This is a genomic window from Amycolatopsis sp. WQ 127309 (assembly GCF_023023025.1).
Taxonomy (GTDB): Bacteria; Actinomycetota; Actinomycetes; order Mycobacteriales; family Pseudonocardiaceae; genus Amycolatopsis.
Window position 1 is genome coordinate 10,950,489 of the sequence record NZ_CP095481.1, and the last position, 17,227, is coordinate 10,967,715.

Annotated in this window: 12 protein-coding genes; 5 read left to right on the forward strand and 7 right to left on the reverse strand. The window is 71.6% G+C overall.

Features of this window, described 5'->3' with window-relative positions:
- Window positions 1-13: 13 nt before the first annotated feature.
- Entirely contained in the window at window positions 14-586 is a 573-nt protein-coding gene (locus MUY22_RS48640) for a TetR/AcrR family transcriptional regulator (RefSeq protein ID WP_247055340.1), read from the reverse strand.
- A 125-nt stretch (window positions 587-711) separates the two neighbouring features.
- Here MUY22_RS48640 and MUY22_RS48645 point away from each other — a divergent pair, with 125 nt between their 5' ends.
- The gene (locus MUY22_RS48645) at window positions 712-1,638 is read left to right on the forward strand and encodes an MFS transporter (RefSeq protein WP_305879350.1); all 927 of its coding nucleotides are present in this window, start codon (window positions 712-714) and stop codon (window positions 1,636-1,638) included.
- 21 nt (window positions 1,639-1,659) lie between these two features.
- Here MUY22_RS48645 and MUY22_RS48650 read toward each other — a convergent pair whose 3' ends face one another.
- The 5 genes from MUY22_RS48650 to MUY22_RS48670 all read right to left on the reverse strand — a co-directional run bounded on the left by MUY22_RS48650 (window position 1,660) and on the right by MUY22_RS48670 (window position 8,917).
- Complete coding sequence (locus tag MUY22_RS48650; RefSeq protein ID WP_247055342.1) at window positions 1,660-3,999, reverse strand: GH92 family glycosyl hydrolase; 2,340 nt, start codon at window positions 3,997-3,999, stop codon at window positions 1,660-1,662.
- Between the two features lie 114 nt (window positions 4,000-4,113).
- Window positions 4,114-5,571, reverse strand: a complete 1,458-nt coding sequence (locus MUY22_RS48655; RefSeq protein ID WP_247055344.1) for an amidohydrolase — start codon at window positions 5,569-5,571, stop codon at window positions 4,114-4,116.
- A 234-nt stretch (window positions 5,572-5,805) separates the two neighbouring features.
- A complete protein-coding gene (locus MUY22_RS48660) occupies window positions 5,806-7,380 on the reverse strand; it encodes an ABC transporter permease (RefSeq protein ID WP_247055347.1) in 1,575 nt (524 codons plus the stop codon).
- The gene (locus MUY22_RS48665) at window positions 7,377-8,285 is read right to left on the reverse strand and encodes an ABC transporter ATP-binding protein (protein WP_247055349.1); all 909 of its coding nucleotides are present in this window, start codon (window positions 8,283-8,285) and stop codon (window positions 7,377-7,379) included. The genes MUY22_RS48660 and MUY22_RS48665 overlap by 4 nt, the downstream gene beginning before the upstream one ends.
- A gap of 2 nt (window positions 8,286-8,287) precedes the next feature.
- Window positions 8,288-8,917 carry a TetR/AcrR family transcriptional regulator gene (locus MUY22_RS48670; protein WP_247055351.1) on the reverse strand — a complete coding sequence of 210 codons (630 nt, stop codon included), beginning with the start codon at window positions 8,915-8,917 and terminating at the stop codon, window positions 8,288-8,290.
- 236 nt (window positions 8,918-9,153) lie between these two features.
- Here MUY22_RS48670 and MUY22_RS48675 point away from each other — a divergent pair, with 236 nt between their 5' ends.
- Window positions 9,154-12,390 carry a S8 family serine peptidase gene (locus tag MUY22_RS48675; protein ID WP_247055353.1) on the forward strand — a complete coding sequence of 1,079 codons (3,237 nt, stop codon included), beginning with the start codon at window positions 9,154-9,156 and terminating at the stop codon, window positions 12,388-12,390.
- Between the two features lie 173 nt (window positions 12,391-12,563).
- The gene (locus MUY22_RS48680) at window positions 12,564-13,982 is read left to right on the forward strand and encodes a discoidin domain-containing protein (RefSeq protein ID WP_247055355.1); all 1,419 of its coding nucleotides are present in this window, start codon (window positions 12,564-12,566) and stop codon (window positions 13,980-13,982) included.
- Here MUY22_RS48680 and MUY22_RS48685 read toward each other — a convergent pair.
- Complete coding sequence (locus MUY22_RS48685; protein WP_247055357.1) at window positions 13,970-15,133, reverse strand: ROK family transcriptional regulator; 1,164 nt, start codon at window positions 15,131-15,133, stop codon at window positions 13,970-13,972. The two genes, MUY22_RS48680 and MUY22_RS48685, sit on opposite strands and share 13 nt — an antisense overlap.
- A gap of 98 nt (window positions 15,134-15,231) precedes the next feature.
- Between MUY22_RS48685 and xylA the strand changes: the two genes are divergently transcribed.
- Both xylA and MUY22_RS48695 read left to right on the forward strand, forming a co-directional pair.
- Window positions 15,232-16,380, forward strand: coding sequence for a xylose isomerase (gene xylA, locus MUY22_RS48690; protein ID WP_247055360.1), 1,149 nt, complete (start codon window positions 15,232-15,234; stop codon window positions 16,378-16,380).
- Between the two features lie 105 nt (window positions 16,381-16,485).
- The gene (locus MUY22_RS48695; RefSeq protein ID WP_247055362.1) at window positions 16,486-17,217 is read left to right on the forward strand and encodes an SDR family oxidoreductase; all 732 of its coding nucleotides are present in this window, start codon (window positions 16,486-16,488) and stop codon (window positions 17,215-17,217) included.
- Window positions 17,218-17,227 lie beyond the last annotated feature (10 nt).

Sequence of the window (17,227 nt, forward strand, 5' to 3'; positions counted from 1 at the left end):
CGGTGCCGTCCGATCAGCCGGCCGTTTCCGCGCGCACCACGTCCTCCGCGAACGCGACCGCCGTCTTCATTCCCTCTTCGCCGAAGATCGGGCCGTTCGTGTACAGGCCGTCGATGATGAACATGACGCGGTCGGCCAGGCGGTCCGGCTCGGCCGCCGGCGTCGAGCGGGCCAGCTCCCGCAGCTGCGTCCGGACCCGCACGAAGTGGTCCAGCGACACCTGGTGCGCCGGGTGCTCGCGCTCAGGGAACTCGGCGAAGGTGGTGCGCAGCGGGCAGCCGCGCGTGCCCGGGACGTTGACGCGGACCCCGACCTCGCGCACCAGCTCGACCAGCTGCCCCTCCGGGCCATCGGCGGCGGCCTTCGCGTCCGCGACGATGTGCTCCCAGTCTCCGCTGCAGCGCCGCAGGTAGGCGACGACCAGCTCGTCCTTGCTCGCGAACTGGCTGTAGAGCAGGTTCTTGCCGCAGCTGCACTCGTCGATGATCTGCTGCATCCCGACCGCGTGCACCCCCTGCTGGTTGAACAGCCGGGTGGCGGTTTCGAGGATGCGCTCTCGGGCGTCCGGCGTGGGCTTGCGCGGCATGTACCCATCGTACCGGACCGAATGGTCCACATTGTGGAATCCCTGGTTGACACCGTGTCCGCGACGCCGCCATGATTCGGACCGATCAGTCCCGGACCGATCGGTCCACGACCGGATGACGCCCCGTGCCCGCGGCCGGCTTCTCGCTCGGGCTCGTCGCGGGCGGCCTGCTCACCGAGGTCAGCTGGCGGTGGGTGTTCCACGCGCCGGTGGTCGTCGCGCTCGCGACCCTGGCCGGCGCGCTGGCCGTGGTGCCGCGCGCACCGCGTCCCGCCCGGACCGGCGGCTTCGACGTCGCCGGCTCCGCGGCCATCACGGCGGCGATGCCGCTCCTGGTGTTCACGCTGGTCGAGGCACCGAACGCGGGCTGGGCGTCGGTGCGCACGCTCGGCTCGCTGGTCGCGGTCGTGGTGCTGCTGGCCGCGTTCGCCGTGGTCGAACGGCGGGTTTCGGCGCCGCTGGTCCGGCTGGGCGTGCTGCGGTCGGGCGCGTTGGTGCGGGCGACCGTCGGGGCGCTGTCGCTGCTGGGCGGCTGGGTGAGCGCGCTGTTCATCGTGACGCTCTACCTGCAGGACTTCCGCGGCTGGTCGGCGCCGGAGACCGGGCTCGCGGTGGCGCCGAGCGGCCTGGTCGTGGCGCTGCTCGCCGCGCCGCTGGTCGGCCGGTTCGGCTCGGGGCGCGTCGCGCTGGCCGGGCTCACCTCGTCGGTGGCGGCGTACGCGCTCATGCGGTTCCTGGACGCCACCAGCGGGTACGTGACGCTGATGCTGCCCGCGTTCCTGCTGGTCGGGCTGGCGTTCACGCTCACCTGCGGCCCGCTGACGATGGCCGCGGCCGACAGCGTCCCGGCCGCGGACCGGGGGCTGGCGGGCGGGCTGGTGACCACGTCGTTCCAGGTCGGGCCGGCGGTGGCGCTGGGCGTGGTGTCGGCGGTGAGCGCCACCGGCGCCGACCTCCTGAGCGGCCCGCACTCGGCGTCGCCGCGATGCTCCCCTCCCTGCGCCACCGCTGAAGTCCGTGAAGGCCTCCTTACCGGCCATAAGAGCCGGTAAGGAGGCCTTCACGGCTTTGAGCTACATCGCGGGCGGGGCGGACTTCGTGCCCCACGCCGTCGGGGTGTCGCTCAGGGTGAAGCGGATCGTGCCCGCGCGGAGCAGGTCCTCGTGCGAGATCCAGCTGCGGTCGTAGCCGCGGTGTCCGATGTGGACGTCCGTTGTGTACTGGAGTTTCGACGCGCTCGCGCCGGGCGCCTCGATCTCCAGCTTGCGGCCGTGCTCCGGGTGGATCTCGACCTTCTCGAACATCGGCGTGCTGAGCAGGTACGTCCCGGAACCGGGCTGGGCCTCGAAGACGCCCGTCATGCCGAAGACCAGCCACGACGAGATGGTGCCGAGGTCGTCGTTGCCCGGCATGCCGTACGGCGTGTCGGTGAAGAGCGTCCGCGCCGCGCGCAGGACGGCCGACGTCTTCCACGGCGCGCCCGTCCAGCTGTACATCCAGGGCGCGTGCAAGTCGGGTTCGTTGTTGGGGTTGAAGGCGAAGTTGTTGTGGTAGTCGTACGCGCCGTGGACCCAGGAGTCCTTCGCGGCCTTCGCCGGGTCGGTGAGCAGCAGCGGCGTGTCGAAGAACGTGTCGAGCCGCTTCTCGGCCTGCCCCGCGCCGCCCATCAGGCCGAACAGCTTCGCGGTGTCCTGCTGGGCGAGCCACTGGTACTGCCACGGCGTGCCCTCGTGGAACCCGGTCGACTGGGCCGGGTCGGGGTCGCCGACGCCGGTGCCATCCGCCGCGCGGGTGCGCGGGAAGCCGGTGAAACCGTGGGACTCGACGCTGGTGTCCCAGAGCTTCGAGAAGTTGCCGCAGCGCGCGGACAGCGTCTTGGCCTTGTCGCGGTAGCCCAGCCCGGACGCCATTGTGGACAGTGCGCAGTCGGCGAGGGCGTACTCGAGCGTCGCGGAGCCGGCCTGGCGGGTGTCACCGAAGGTGTAGCCGGGGACGTCCTGGTAGCCGATCCAGCCGTTCTTGACGTAGTTGGGGTTGCCGTCGCGGCCGCGGAAGATGGACTGGTCGGCCGGGACTTCGGTGGCGTTGCGCCAGAGCGCGTCGAACAGCTGCCGCGCGGTGCGGTCGTCGAGGAGGCCGCGGCGGTAGTTGTCGACCACCCACGGCGTCACCGGGTCGCCGCTCATCACGTTCGTCTCGCCGCCGGCGAGCGCCCAGCGCGGCACCCAGCCGCCGTCCTGGTAGATCTTGAGGACGGACTTGGTCATGTCCGCGGCCTTGTCCGGGTGCAGCAGCGCGACGAGCTGGTTCTGCGAGCGGTAGGTGTCCCACAGCGAGAACATCTGGTAGTAGGTGTCCCGGCTGCGGTGCACAGCGTCGTCGAAGCCGCGGTAGGAACCGTCCACATCGGACCCGACGGACGGGTGCAGCAGCGACCGGTAGAGCGCGCTGTAATAGGTGCGCTGGTCGGCAGTGGTGCCACCGGCGACGCGCATCCGGTTCAGCTCGTCCGCCCAGGTGTCGTGCGCGGTCTTGCGGGCCTTGTCGAACGACCTGGGCTGCTCGGTCTTCCGGTTCAGCCGGGCGCCGTCGACCGAGGTGTAGGAGACGCCGACGGACGCGCCGACCTGGTTCTTGTCCGTGCCGAAATTCAGCCACGCGCCGGCGCGCTGGCTGCCGAGGCTCGCGTCGCGCTGGTTCGGCGTGAGCTTGTTGTCGGTCCAGGTCCCGAAACCGGTGAACTTGCGGTCGAACTTGGCGCTGAAGAAGACCTTGTAGCGCTCCTTCTGCGTCTCCCAGCAGAAGTTGCCGCCCTGCAGCCAGCCTTCGACGGTGTCGTCGCCGACGACGTGGACGTCACCGGCGTAGGTGTAGCCGTTGCTCTCGCCGACCTCGATGAGGACGTTCTCGCTGGTGGCGCCGGCCGGGTAGGTGTAGCGGTGCTGGCCGGTGCGCTGGGTCGCGGACAGCTCGGCGTCGATGCCGTTGTCGAGCTTGACGCCGTAGTAGCCCGGCTGCCGGGTTTCGTTGGCGTGGCTGAACTTCGCGCCGTACTGCGCGGGGTCGCTGCTGGTGACGGCGCCGGTGGTCGGCATGAAGCGGAAGTTGCCCATGGTCTGGCAGCCGACGCCGGATAGGTGGGTGTGGCTGAAGCCGAGGGTGGTGTCCTGCGCGTAGTCGTAGGACGCGTACTTCTTGAGCTGGGTGTCCGGGCTGAGCTGGACCATGCCGAACGGCGTCGTCGCGCCCGGGAAGGTGGTGCCGTCCCCGTTGTTGCCGATCGAGGTGTCGACGAGGGTGGTCGGGTCGTCGGCGAACTTCGGCCCGTGTGGTGCCGCCTGCGCGGGGGCCGCGAGGGCGACGGCGGTCACGCCGGCGAGCGTGACGGCCAGGACGCGCTTGCGCGCTCTCATCCGGTTCCTCCTGTGACAACGTTGTCAGACTGTGGGTGAATCCTTGACGTTGTCCACCGGACAGGTCAAGTCCCACGAGCGACCCAAACGCCCCAATGTGAGCCGGGAGGTGCGTCAGGACTGGTGGGTGACGTGGCCGCCCAGGATGGTCGCCGTCACCGGGAGGCGGCGGAGGTCCTGTGGTGACAGGGAAGCCGGGTCCGCCGCCGTCACCATCAGGTCCGCGACGTCGCCCACCGCGACGCCGCGGCGGCCGCCCGAGGCCGCCGCCAAGGCGTCGGCGAACGGGATCGACTGCTCCGGGTGCCACGGCGGGCGGTCGTCGTCGGTGCGGGAGATCGCCGACGCGATACCGTCCCACGGGTCCAGCGGCGCGACCGGCGCGTCGGAGCCCAGTTCCAGGCGGGCGCCCGTTTCCAGCAGGGAGCGGTAGGGGAACGCGCGCGCCGTCCGGCCGGTCCAGTGGCGGTCCGCGACGTCGCGGTCGTCCGGCTGATGGGCCGGCTGGACCGCCGCGACGACGCCGAGGGCCGCGAACCGCGGGACGTCCGCCGGCGAGAGCAGCTGGGCGTGCTCGATCCGGCCCGGGCAGCCGACCTCCTCGAACGCGTCCAGCGCGATCGTGTTGGCCTGGTCGCCGATCGCGTGGACCGCCGGGAGCAAGCCGTGGTCGGACGCGCGCCGCATCAGGGGCACCAACGAGGAAGGCGGGAGTTCCAGCAGCCCCAGCGAATCCCCGCCCGGGTACGGGTCGTGGCAGTAGGCCGTGCGGGTGTTGAGCGAGCCGTCGACGAAGAGCTTGAACGGGCCGACCGTGAGGAGCCCGCCCGAGCCCGGGAGGACGTCGTCCGTGCGGTGGCCGCGCTCGATGGCCTGGTCCAGCAGGTACCGCGCGATGACGCACGAGATCCGGGCCGCGGGCGTGCCGAGCGAAAGCCGGCGCAGCCAGTCCGTGACGGTGTCGGCGTACTCGTAGTCGACGATCTGCGTCACCCCGCGCGCGGCCGCCGCGCGCACGGCTTCGGCTACCCACTGGTCCTGGACGTCGACGGCGGCCGTGGGCAGCTCGGCCGTCGCGCTCATGCAGTCGTTCTCCAGCAGCACGCCCGTCGGGTGCTCGCGCCCGATCAGCTTCAGCGCCGCCGGGCTCAGCCACAGCGTGTGCAGGTCCGCGCTGAACAACGCCACCGCGCGCCCGGGCAGCGCGCGCTGCAGCAGCTCCTTGTGCGGCTTGTCGGGCCAGAGCGCGTCGCGGAAGCCGGCGCCCACGACCAGTTCCGCCGGCTGCGACGGCGTCGCCAGCAGGTGCGCCAGCAACAGCTCGACCGTCTCCCCCGCCGACCGCGCGGCTTCCAGCGGGATGCGGCGGCGGGACGTGGCCCACTGCACGACGTGGACGTGCGCGTCGACCAGGCCCGGTAGCAGCGTGCCGCCGTGGCCGTCGACGATCCGGGCCGCGAAACCATCCGACCCGGGCGCGGTGATCGAGGCGACGCGGCCGTCGGTGACGCGCACGTCCGCGAGCTCGCCGCCGAGTCCCGGGCGCACGCGGCGCAGCAGAAGATCGTCCATGGCCCTACCTTGCCAGGAAGGTCACGTCCGGGTGAAGCACAGCGTGAGATGGGAAATAGTTGGGTATTAGCTACCGTTGAGAGAGATGGCAGCCGTCGCCCGCCGAAGGGTCAGGGCCGGTCCATGGGCGCCGCCTTCACAAGCCGCGCAGGGTTCGACTCCCTCGGTTGCCGCCGAAGTCCGTGAATGCCACATCGAGGGACACCAGGTCTCTCAATGTGGCATTCACGGCGTTCAGCCCACCGGCATGTCGCGGCGGCGCAGTGCGGCCAGGCCGGCGGTGCCCGCCGCGGCGGCGATCAGCACCAGCCAGAGCAGCGGGGCCACCGAGAAGGTGCCGCCCGGAAGCCGTGGCAGGTGCTGGAACGGTGAGATGCCGAGCACGACGTCGTTCCACCGCAACGCCGAGCCGACCAGCGACAGCAGCAGGAACGCGGCCAGCAGGCCCCACGCCGCCGCCGCGAAGCGCGGCAGGAAGCCGGTCAACGCCGCCGCGAGCCCGGCCAGGACCCACACCGCGGGCAGCTGCGCCAGGGCCGCGGGGATCAGCCGCGCGCCGTCGCCGGAGGCCAGCCCGGTCGCCAGCCCCGTGACCGCCAGCACGAACGCCGACCCCAGCAGCGCGAACACCAGGTGCGCCGCCGCCCAGCCGAGCCGGCCGACGGCCGTGGCCAGCACCGGTTCCGCCCGGCCGGCCGCTTCCTCGGCGCGCAGCTTCAGCGTCGCCTGCACCGCGTAGCCCGCCGCCGCGAGGCCGAACAACGTCATCGTCCCGGCCAGGTACGCGTCCATCACCGCGCCACCGCCGCCGAGCCGCGCGAAGACGCCGGCGACGGCTTTGTTGTCCCGCACCATGTCCGAGACGTTCTGCGCGACCCCGCCCATCAGCAACCCGACCAGCGCCAGGCACACGGTCCAGACCAGCAGCGTCCCGCGTTGCAGCCGCCAGGCCAGCGCCAGCGGCGAGCGCAACGACGCCTTCGCCGCGGGACGCCCGAGCCGCGCGGGCAGCAGCGCCGCGCCGAGGTCCCGCCGGGCCGACAGCCCGGCCGCGGCGACCACCAGCAGGCCCGTGGACACCACGCCCAGCAGCAGCACCCACCACCGCTCCCCCGCGAACGGGCGCAGCCGGTGCGCCCAGCCGATCGGCGACAGCCACGCGAGCCAGCCCGCCGACCCGCCGGTCGTCTCGCTGCTGTCCCCGGCGGCGCGCAGCAGGAACGCCAGCACCAGCACGCCGATCCCGATGCCGCGGGCGCCGCTCGCGCCCCAGGTGAGCTGCGCGGCGACCGCGCCGATAGCGGCGAAGACCCAGCCCGTCATGGTGAACCCGAGCCCCAGCGCCAGCGCTCCGGCCAGAGGGACACCTTGCGCGGACACGCCGAGCGCGACCAGCAGGCCGTAGACCAGGCACGCGCCGCAGACGGCGAGCACGGCGGCGACGAGCCCCGCGTGCCGGCCGACGACGGTCGCGCCGGTCAGCTCCCCGCGGCCGGCTTCCTCTTCGGTCCGGGTGTGCCGGACGACGGTGAGCAGCGCGATCAGCCCGACGACGACCGGGAAGAACCCGCACTGCCAGGCCAGCAGCTCCCCGGCTGAAGGGCCGTACAGCGGACCGTTGCGGACGGCGAACGTCGCGCTGGTGACGTTCAGGTCGTAGAAGTGCTGCCGCGCCGCGGCGTCCGGGTACGCGGCCTTGATCGACGACAGGTAGCCCAGCGGCGCGACCGTCAGCACGACGATCCACAGCGGCATCAGGAACCGGTCGCGGCGCAGCACCAGCCGCAGCAGCGACCAGGTGCCGGTCATCGCGCCGCTCCGACCGGCTCGTCGTGCTGGTAGTGGCGCAGGAACAGCTCCTCGAGCGTCGGCGGGCGGCTCACCAGGTTGCGCAGCCCGGCGTCGGCCAGGTGCCGCATCACACCGTCCAAAGCGGACTGGTCGACCGACAGGTGGACGTGCGAGCCGTACGTGCTCAGGTCGTGGATCCCCGGCAGCGACGCCAGCTCCGGCGGGACGCGCACCAGCGAGGCGTCGATGGTGATCCGGCCCAGGTGCCGCAGCTCGTCGAGCGTGCCGGACTCGACGGTCCGGCCGGCGCGGATGATCGTGACGCGGTCGCACAGCGCCTCGACCTCCGAGAGGATGTGCGAGGACAGCAGCACGGTCCGGTCGCCGCGGTCGCGCTCTTCCTCGATGACCTGGCGGAAGACCTCTTCCATCAGCGGGTCGAGCCCGGACGTCGGCTCGTCGAGCACCAGCAGCTCGACGTCGGACGCCAGCGCGGCGACCAGCGCGACCTTCTGCCGGTTGCCCTTCGAGTACGTCCGGCCCTTCTTGCGCGGGTCGAGGTCGAAGCGCTCGACGAGCGCGTCCCGGCGCCCGGCGTCGAGGCCGCCGCGCAGCCGGCCGAGCAGGTCGATGACCTCGCCGCCAGTGAGGTTGGGCCAGAGCGTGACGTCGCCGGGCACGTACGCGAGCCGCCGGTGCAGCTCGGTGGCGTCGCGCCAGGGATCGCCGCCGAGCAGGGTGGCCCGGCCGCCGTCGGCCCGCATCAGCCCCAGCAGGACGCGGATCGTGGTGGTCTTGCCGGCGCCGTTGGGTCCGAGGAACCCGTGCACCTCGCCGGTGTGGACGGTCAGGTCGAGCCCGTCGAGGGCCTTCGCCGCGCCGAACGCCTTGGTGAGGCCGGCGGCGGTGATCGCTTCGGCCATGGTCAGTCCTTCCGGGAGTTCTTGGCCAGCGCTTCGCGGGCCTTCTCGAGCAGTTCGGGGGTGGCGAGCGGATGGGTGAAGATGTGCCCGGCGGCGGCCATCATGCGGAGCATCGCCTCGGGGGTGCCGGGCTCCTCGCCGAGCGCCCGCGCGATGTGGTCCTGCAGGATCATCAGCCCGCCGGTCATGGCGGTGAGCGCGGCGGCGGCGGCCCGCGGGTCGGGCACGTCGAGCCCGGAGTCGACGAAGTACTGCTCGGTCCCGTCGACGATCTCGCGGAACTGCTCGGCGGCGGCGTCGGAGCCGTCGATCATGCCGCGGCCCACGTAACGGCGGTAGAGCAGCTGACGGGCGTCGAACGTCGGGATGAACCCCGGGTTCGCGTGGCCCTTCTCCAGCGCCTCCTCCTTGAACCGCATCAGCTCGGCGAAGACGTGGGTGTCGCACGCCTTGCGCAGGCCGTCCTTCGAGCCGAAGTGGTGCCTGATCAACCCGCCGGACACGCCCGCGGCCTGGGCGATGTCGAGGATCGACGTCTTCTCGGCGCCTTGCTCGGTGAACAGCCTGATGGCGGCGTCGCGGATGCGGGCGCGCGCGGTGAGGTCCTCGAATGCGGGACCACTCTCGGTCATGGAACGGCCTATCTCTCGACGCAGCTTGCTACACGTGAATGTAGTCCCCTATACGTACATATAGCAAGGTGGGCACATCACGCCGCAACGTCGTATCCGGTTGCCTCCCAACCGGTGATCACGTTAGGCCATTCGGCCCGCAACCAATTGCGGATAATGGGCTAAGTGTCTTATTGCTGCGGATCATCCCGCGATGTGTACTGCTCGCAAGCATCTCTTCACGAAGGGCTCACGCAGTGACACAGCTCAGATCCAGCTGGAGACGGCGGGCCGGGATCACCGTCCTCGCCACCGCTCTCGGCGCCTCCGTCCTCGGCATCGCCGTCCCGGTGGCGTCCGCCCAGCAGGCCCCGCTCACCGCCGGGGCCGCCGACGGCAGCAAGGCCCTCGACGAGCACGACCGCACGCTCGTCGCCGAAGCCGAGAAGGCCGGCAAGCCCGACGTGACCCTGCTGGTCGCGGCCGAAAAGGGCCAGACCGGCGCCGCCGTCACCGAGCTCAAGGCCCTCGGCGGGGTCGTCCAGTCCACCGACAGCAAGCTCGACTACGTCAAGGTGAGCATCCCGACCGGCAACGCCGGCAAGGCCGCGAAGCTGAAGTCGGTCAGCGCCGTCGACGTCGACGGGCTCATCGTGCGCGACGACCCGAAGCCCGACGGCACCGTGAACCCGCTGCCGCAGCCGGCGCCGGGGAAGAACACGCCGCGCGTGAACCCCTACCTCCCGACCGGTGACACCTACGCCGCGCAGTTCGGCCAGGTCCTGCCCAACTGGGACGGCAAGGACACCACGGTCGCGGTGCTGGACTCCGGCGTCGACCTCGACACCCCCGCGCTGGCGAAGACCAGCCACGGCGAGCGCAAGATCGTCGACTGGTACAACGCCAACGCCACCAACTCCGGGGACGGCACCTGGGTCGCGCAGTCGACCCAGACCTACACCGGCACGTTCACCGCGAACGGCAAGACCTGGACGGCCCCGGCCACCGGCGGCCCGTACACGTTCGGCTCGTTCAGCGAGACCGCGGGCGACCTCGGTGCCGCCGACAGCGAGACCGGCGGTGACATCAACCGCGACGGCGACCGCGCCGACTCCTGGGGCGTGCTGCTCGACCCGGTGACCAAGCAGGTCCGCGTCGACCTCAACGGCAACGGTGACTTCACCGACGAGAAGCCGATGACCGACTACAAGACCAACTACGACGTCGGCTTCTTCGGCACCGACAACCCGGCGACCGACATCGCCGAGCGGATGGCCTTCGTCGTCCAGACCGACAAGCCGGGCTTCGTCGGCATCGGCATCGCCGGCGCCGAGCACGGCTCGCACGTCGCGGGCATCGCCACCGGCAACGACCTGTTCGGCGGCAAGATGGACGGCGCGGCCCCGGGCGCGAAGGTCCTGGCCGTCAAGGTCTGCCTCACCGGCGCGGCCTGCACCTCGAGCGGCCTGCTCGACGGCGTCGTCTACGCGGCCAGCCACGGCGCGGACGTCATCAACATCTCGATCGGCGGCCTGCCCTCGCTCAACGACGGCAACAACGCCCGCGCGGAGCTCTACAACCGCACGATCGCCGAGTACAACGTCCAGATCTTCATCTCGGCCGGCAACAGCGGCGCCGGGGCGAACACCGTCGGCGACCCGTCGGTGGCCACGGACGCGATCTCGGTCGGCTCGTACATCACCAAGGAGACCTGGCTCGCGGACTACGGTTCGAAGACCCAGGCGCCCGAGTCGATGCACCCGTTCTCCTCGCGCGGCCCGCGTGAAGACGGCGGCTTCAAGCCGGACATCGTCGCGCCCGGCGCGGCGATCTCGACCACCCCGCGCTGGGAGGCGCCGGGCCCGGTGGCCGGCACCTACAGCCTGCCCGCCGGTTACGCGATGCTGCAGGGCACGTCGATGGCGTCGCCGCAGGCGACCGGTGCGGCCGCACTGCTGGTGAGCGCGTACAAGGCCACGCACAACGGCCAGCGGCCGCCGGTCGCGCAGCTGCGCTCGGCGATCAAGTCGACCGCGCGGTTCGTGCCGGGCATCGACGCCTACGCCCAGGGCGCGGGCCTGTTCAACGTCCCGGCCGCGTTCGTCGCGCTGTCGCTGAACCCGAAGCCGGACGCCGTCTCGACGTCGGTCGAGGTGCACACGGTGCAGTCGAACCTGCTGGCGACGCCGAACACCGGTGTCGGCATCCACGACCGCGAGGGCGTGACCACCGGCCAGGCCTACACCCGCACGTACACGATCACGCGGACGACGGGCTCGGCCAACCCGGCGCTCTACTTCGCGCGGTGGGTCGGCAACGACGGCACGTTCTCCTCGGCGGGCACCGTCGCGGTGCCGCTCAACAAGCCGGTGACCTTCCAGGTCAAGGTGAACCCGAAGACCGCCGGGGCGCACTCGGCGCTGCTGTACCTGGACAACCCGCTGACCATCGGCGTCGACGTGCAGACCCTCAACACGGTCTTCGCGCCGCAGGAGTTCACCGCCGCCAAGGGTTACCAGGTCGACGTCGCCGGCAAGATCGCCCGCAACCAGGCGACCAGCTACTTCGTGAAGGTGCCCCAGGGCGCCAGCGCGCTGAAGGTGGACCTGGACGCCGGCGCCGGTGCCCCGGGCAAGGGCCAGGTGCGGTTCCTGCGCTACGACCCGACCGGTGTGCCGGCCGAGGCGAGCACGTCCACGACGTACTGCTACCTGCCCGACGCGGGTGCGGGCTGCCCCGGCGGCACGCCGACCAGCCGGACGTTCGCCAACCCGCAGCCGGGTGTCTGGGAGATCGTCGTCGAGGCGCGCCGGACGTCCGATGTGGACAACGCGGCGTTCAAGCTGAGCGCGTCGGTGCTCGGCACGACGATCACGCCGAACCCGGACACCATCGCGGCCGCCACGCTGAACACGCCGATCGCGCGGTCCTACACCGTGACGAACACCCTCGGCGCGTTCACCGGGCACCTGCTCGGCGGCACGCTGGGCAGCGCGAAGGTGGCGCGGCCGTCGATCGCCGAAGGCGCGCAGCAGCAGTACCAGATCGCGGTGACGCCGGGCTCGACGTCGCTGACGGCCACGATCGGGAAGACGTCCGACGTGGGCGCCGACCTGGACCTGGTGCTGTACAACTGCACCACCGGCAGCTGCGTGGTGGCGGGCCAGAGCGCGGACGGTGACTCCGAGGAGTCGGTGACCATCGCCAACCCGGCGGCCGGCGTCTGGATCGCGCTGGTCGACGGCTACGCGGTGCCGGCCGGCACCACCGAGTACGACTACGTCGACGTGTTCACCAACCCGGCGTTCGGTTCGGTCGCCCTGGCCGACCCGGTCGCGGCGCACGCCTCGGGCAGCACGTGGACGGTGCCGGGCACGGTCACCGTCACCGCCGCCCCGGCGGCCGGGCGCGTCCTGCGCGGTCAGCTGACCGTGCAGACCGACACCGGTGTCACGGTCGGCAGCTCGCTGGTGCAGATCAACGCCGTGAGCTAGTTCCGTCCCGCTGAACGGAAACCGCCCCGGGTCCGCCCGGGGCGGTTTTCGCTTTCCGGGCAGCGTTCCGGGTGGGTTTCCGACGCAAGTTTGCGTATGTCGGTGGAAGTGTTGCGGGATTTCGCATGGCGTCCGTATGGTCTGGAACACCCCGAATCCCCGAGAGGGTACCCATGCGACGGATTTCGACGCTGTTCGCCGCACTTGTCCTGCTGGCGGCCACTTTGCCGGGAGCCGCGCACGCCGCGGCGCTCTCCACCCGGACCCACTTGTTCTACTACCCCTGGTACGGCAACAGCGGTGGCGTGTACCGCCACTGGGACCAGGGCGGGCACACGCCGCCCGCCGACATCGGCGCGAACTTCTACCCGTCGCTCGGCCCGTACGACTCCGGTGACTTCACCGGCGCGGTCGAGCAGCACATGCGGTGGATCGAGCAGTCCGGCGCCGGGGTGATCGTCTACAGCTGGTGGGGCCAAGGGTCCTATGAGGACGGTCTGGCCGCCGGTGTGCTGGCCGCCGCGGCGCGGCACGGGATCAAACTCGCCTGGCACCTCGAGCCCTACACCGGGCGGACAGCGGCTTCGACGGTGGCCGACATCAACTACCTGACCAGCCGCTACGGGTCGAGTCCCGCGTTCTACCGCGACACCGAACACGGGAACCGGCCGGCGTTCTACGTCTTCGAGAGCCTGCGGATCACCGACTGGACGGCACTGGACCAGGTGCGCTCGTCGGCGATCGTGCTGGCGCAGACGACGGACACGAGCAAGGTCGCGCACTTCGGCGGGATGTACACCTACGACGCCATCGCCGGGGCGACCGCGCCGGGCTGGCGCGACGCCGGGGCGTTCTGCGCGGCGAACGGCCTGGTCTGGGCGCCGTCGGTGGGGCCGGGGTACAACGACGACCGCGCGGTGCCGGGCAACACGACCCCGACGCTGGCACGGGACAACGGCGCCACGTACGACCGCGAGTGGCAGAACGCGCTTTCCCCGACGGTGGGCGGGAATCCGGACTGGGTGTCGGTGACGTCGTTCAACGAATGGCACGAGGGCTCGATCATCGAACCGGCACGGTCTTCGCCGCCGTCGTCGGCGTACGAGACGTTCGCGGGTGCTTACGGGACGTCGGGCGCGGCGTCGGAAACCGCTTACCTGGACCGGACGCGCTACTGGGCCGCGCAGCTCGGCGGTCCCCCAGCGGCGTCGCCGAACCTCGCGTTCGGCAAGGCCGTCTCGGCGAGTGGTTCGCAGGGCGGGTTCCCGCCGGGCAACGCGGTGGACGGAAACGCGTCGAGCTACTGGGAAAGCACGAACAACGCGTTCCCGCAGACGGTGACCGTGGACCTGGGCTCGGCCGTCACCGTGGGGCGGGTGGTGCTGAAACTGCCGCCGTCGTGGGGTTCCCGGACCCAGACGATCGCGGTGAACGGCGGCGCCCCGGCCGGGTACGCCTTCGATCCGGCTCAGGCCAACTCCGTGACGATCAGCGTCCCGCCGACGTCCCAGCGGTACCTGAAACTCACCTTCACCGGCAACACCGGCTGGCCCGCGGGCCAAGCGTCCGAAGTGGAGGCTTACGCTTCCTGAGCCCGCACCAGGAACGGCGCCGGATCGGCGAGCACCCGGTGCACGACCCGGCCCGCCGCGCCGAGTGTCGCGGCGTCGCCGCCCAGGCGTGACGCCGTGAGCACCGGTGGTGCGCCGCGGAGGCCGCCCAGCCGGGTGGCCAGGACCCCGGCCACCGGCTCGGCCAGCCACGGGTACAGCTGCGTGAAGACGCCGCCGAGCACGATGCGGTCCAGGTCGAGCAGGTTCACCGCCGACGTCAGTGCGACGCCGAGGGCGCGGCCGGCGGCGGTGCACGCGTCCAGTGCCACGCGGTCGCCGCGGTCGAGGGCGGCCAGGAGGGCGGCCAGCGTCGGGGTGTTTCCGGCTGCCAGCAACGCTTCCTGGCCGGCGTAGGTCTCCAGGCAGCCGTTGCCGCCGCAGCGGCAGTCCGGGCCGCCCGGCGTCACGACGACGTGGCCCAGCTCGCCGGCCAGCCCCCGGGACCCGGCGAACAGCTCGCCGTTGACGACCAGGCCCGCGCCGATGCCGACCTCACCGGAGACGTAGAGGAAGTCGCGCTCGCCGTCGCCGTACCAGAGCTCGCCGAGCGCGGCGAGGTTCGCCTCGTTGTCCAGCTCGACCGGGACGGGCAGGCGCAGCAGGTCGGCCGCGCGGACGTCCTGCCAGCCGAGGTTGGGGGCGCTGAACAGCACGCCGGCGCCGACCGGGCCGGACACCGCGAGCACCGCGCCCGCGAGGTCGAGCCCGAGGCGCCGCGCTTCGGTGATCGCCTCCTCGGCGAGCGCCTGCAGTTCGGCCAGGACCCTCTTGGGCCGGGAGCCGCGGTTGTCGCGATCGCGGCGGGCGGCGAACCGGACCGCGCCGGTGAGATCGAGCACACGCACGGCGAGGTAGTCGACGTTGATCTCCAGGCCGAGGGACGCGATCCGGGCGCCGCTGAGCACGACGTCGACACCCGGCCGGCCACGCTCACCCGCGCGGGCGGGCCCGGTCTCGGCCAGCAAACCGGCGTCCACCAGGTCGCCGACGAGCTTGCTCACCGTGGACTTCGTCAGCCCGGTCAGCTCGGCGAGGGCGGCCCTGGTCAGCGGGCCGCCGCGGCTGACCGCGCCCAGCACGACCTCGAGGTTGCGAGCGCGCATGGAGTCGTGCCGCACGGCCTGGGTCATCGTGTCCCTCCTGCCGAGCACTCTATCCGGGCTCTTGACGCCCGGGACCGCCGCGGCGCATATTTAGTCTACAACGTGAACTAAATGAAGGGACAGTCATGGACGACTACGCCCCCCAGGCGGCCGACAAGTTCACCTTCGGCCTCTGGACCGTGGGCTGGCCGGCGAACGACCCGTTCGGGGTCGCCACGCGGCCGGCGCTGGACCCGGTGGAGAGCGTGCACCGGCTGGCGGAGCTGGGCGCCTACGGGGTGACGTTCCACGACGACGACCTGCTGGCCACCGAACCCGACCGCGACAAGGCGATCGAGCGGTTCCGCAAGGCGCTCGCCGAGACCGGCCTCAAGGTGCCGATGGCCACGACGAACCTGTTCACCCACCCGGTGTTCAAGGACGGCGGCCTGACCAGCAACGACCGCGACGTCCGCCGCTACGCGCTGCGCAAGGTGCGGCGCAACATCGACCTGGCGGCCGAGCTGGGCGCGCAGACCTACGTCGTCTGGGGTGGCCGCGAGGGCGCCGAGTCCGACGGCGCGAAGGACGTCCGCGCGGCGCTGGACCGGTACAAGGAGGGCCTCGACGCGCTCGCGGAGTACGTCGTCGAGAAGGGCTATTCGCTGCGGTTCGCGCTGGAGCCCAAGCCCAACGAGCCGCGCGGTGACATCCTGCTGCCGACGATCGGGCACGCGCTCGGCTTCATCTCGCAGCTGGAGCGCTCGGAGCTGTTCGGGCTCAACCCGGAGGTCGGGCACGAGCAGATGGCCGGGCTGAACTTCGTGCACGGCATCTCGCAGGCGCTGTGGCAGGGCAAGCTGTTCCACATCGACCTCAACGGCCAGCACGGCCCGAAGTTCGACCAGGACCTGATCTTCGGCCACGGCGACGTGAAGAGCGCGTTCTTCCTCGTCGACCTGCTGGAGAACGGCGGCTACGACGGCCCCCGCCACTTCGACTACAAGCCGCTGCGCACCGAGGACACCGAGGACGTCTGGGTCTCGGCGGCCGCGAACATGCGGACGTACCTGATCCTTCGCGAGAAGTCCCGCAAGTTCCGCGCCGACCCCGAGGTCGTGGCGGCGCTGGCGGCGTCCCGCGTCCCGGAGCTGTCGACCCCGACGCTGGCCCCGGGCGAGTCCCTGGACGACCTGCAGAAGGACGACTTCGACGTCGAGGCGGCCGCGGCCCGCGGCTACCACTTCACGCACCTGAACCAGCTGGCGCTGGAGCACCTGCTCGGCGTCCGCTGACGTGCCATGAGGGGCACCCCCAGAGACCTGGAGTCCCTGAGGGTGCCCCTCACGCGCGTCCGTTCGGCGGACCCGCGGGGCCGGGTGGCTGTTTACGATCACCGCATGACAGTTGCCTTGGTCACCAACGTGACGCAGTACGCGGGCCCCGCCGGTGCGACGGCGCTCGCCGCCGACGGGTTCACCGTGGTCTGCCACGACCAGACGTTCTCCGATTCCGAAGTACGCGGCAAGTTCGTTGCCGAGAACCCGGAGCTGACGCCGATCGCCGAGCAGGAGCCCGCGGCGATGCTCGCCGCCGCGCGGGAGCACGGCCGCGTCGACGTCGTGCTGAGCAACGACTACGTGCCGCCGTCCGCCGTCCGGAAGCCCTTCGACGGCGCGCCTCTCGGCGACCTCGAATTCCTGGTGCGGGAGCTGGTGTACCGGCCGTTCGAGCTGATCCAGGCCGCCACCCCGGCGATGAAGGAGGCGCGGACCGGCCGGATCATCCTGGTGACGTCGGCGGCCGCCGTCCGGCCGCTCGCCACCGCGGTCCTCTACAGCGCGGCGCGCGCCGCGGCCACCACGCTGGTGACCGGGGCCGCGAAGGCGCTGGGCGAGTACGGCATCCAGTTCAACGCCATCGGCCCCAACTGGTTCGAGAACCCGACCTACTTCCCGCCCGGGCTCTGGGAGTCCGACGCCGAGCTGCGCGCGACCGTCGCCAAGGAGGTCCCGCTCCAGCGCCTCGGCCAGCAGGAGGAGATGGGCGCGCTGATCGCGTTCCTCGCCTCGGGCAAGGCCACCCCGGTGACGGGCCAGTTCTTCGGCTTCACCGGCGGCTGGCTCCCGTGAAAAGCCGTGA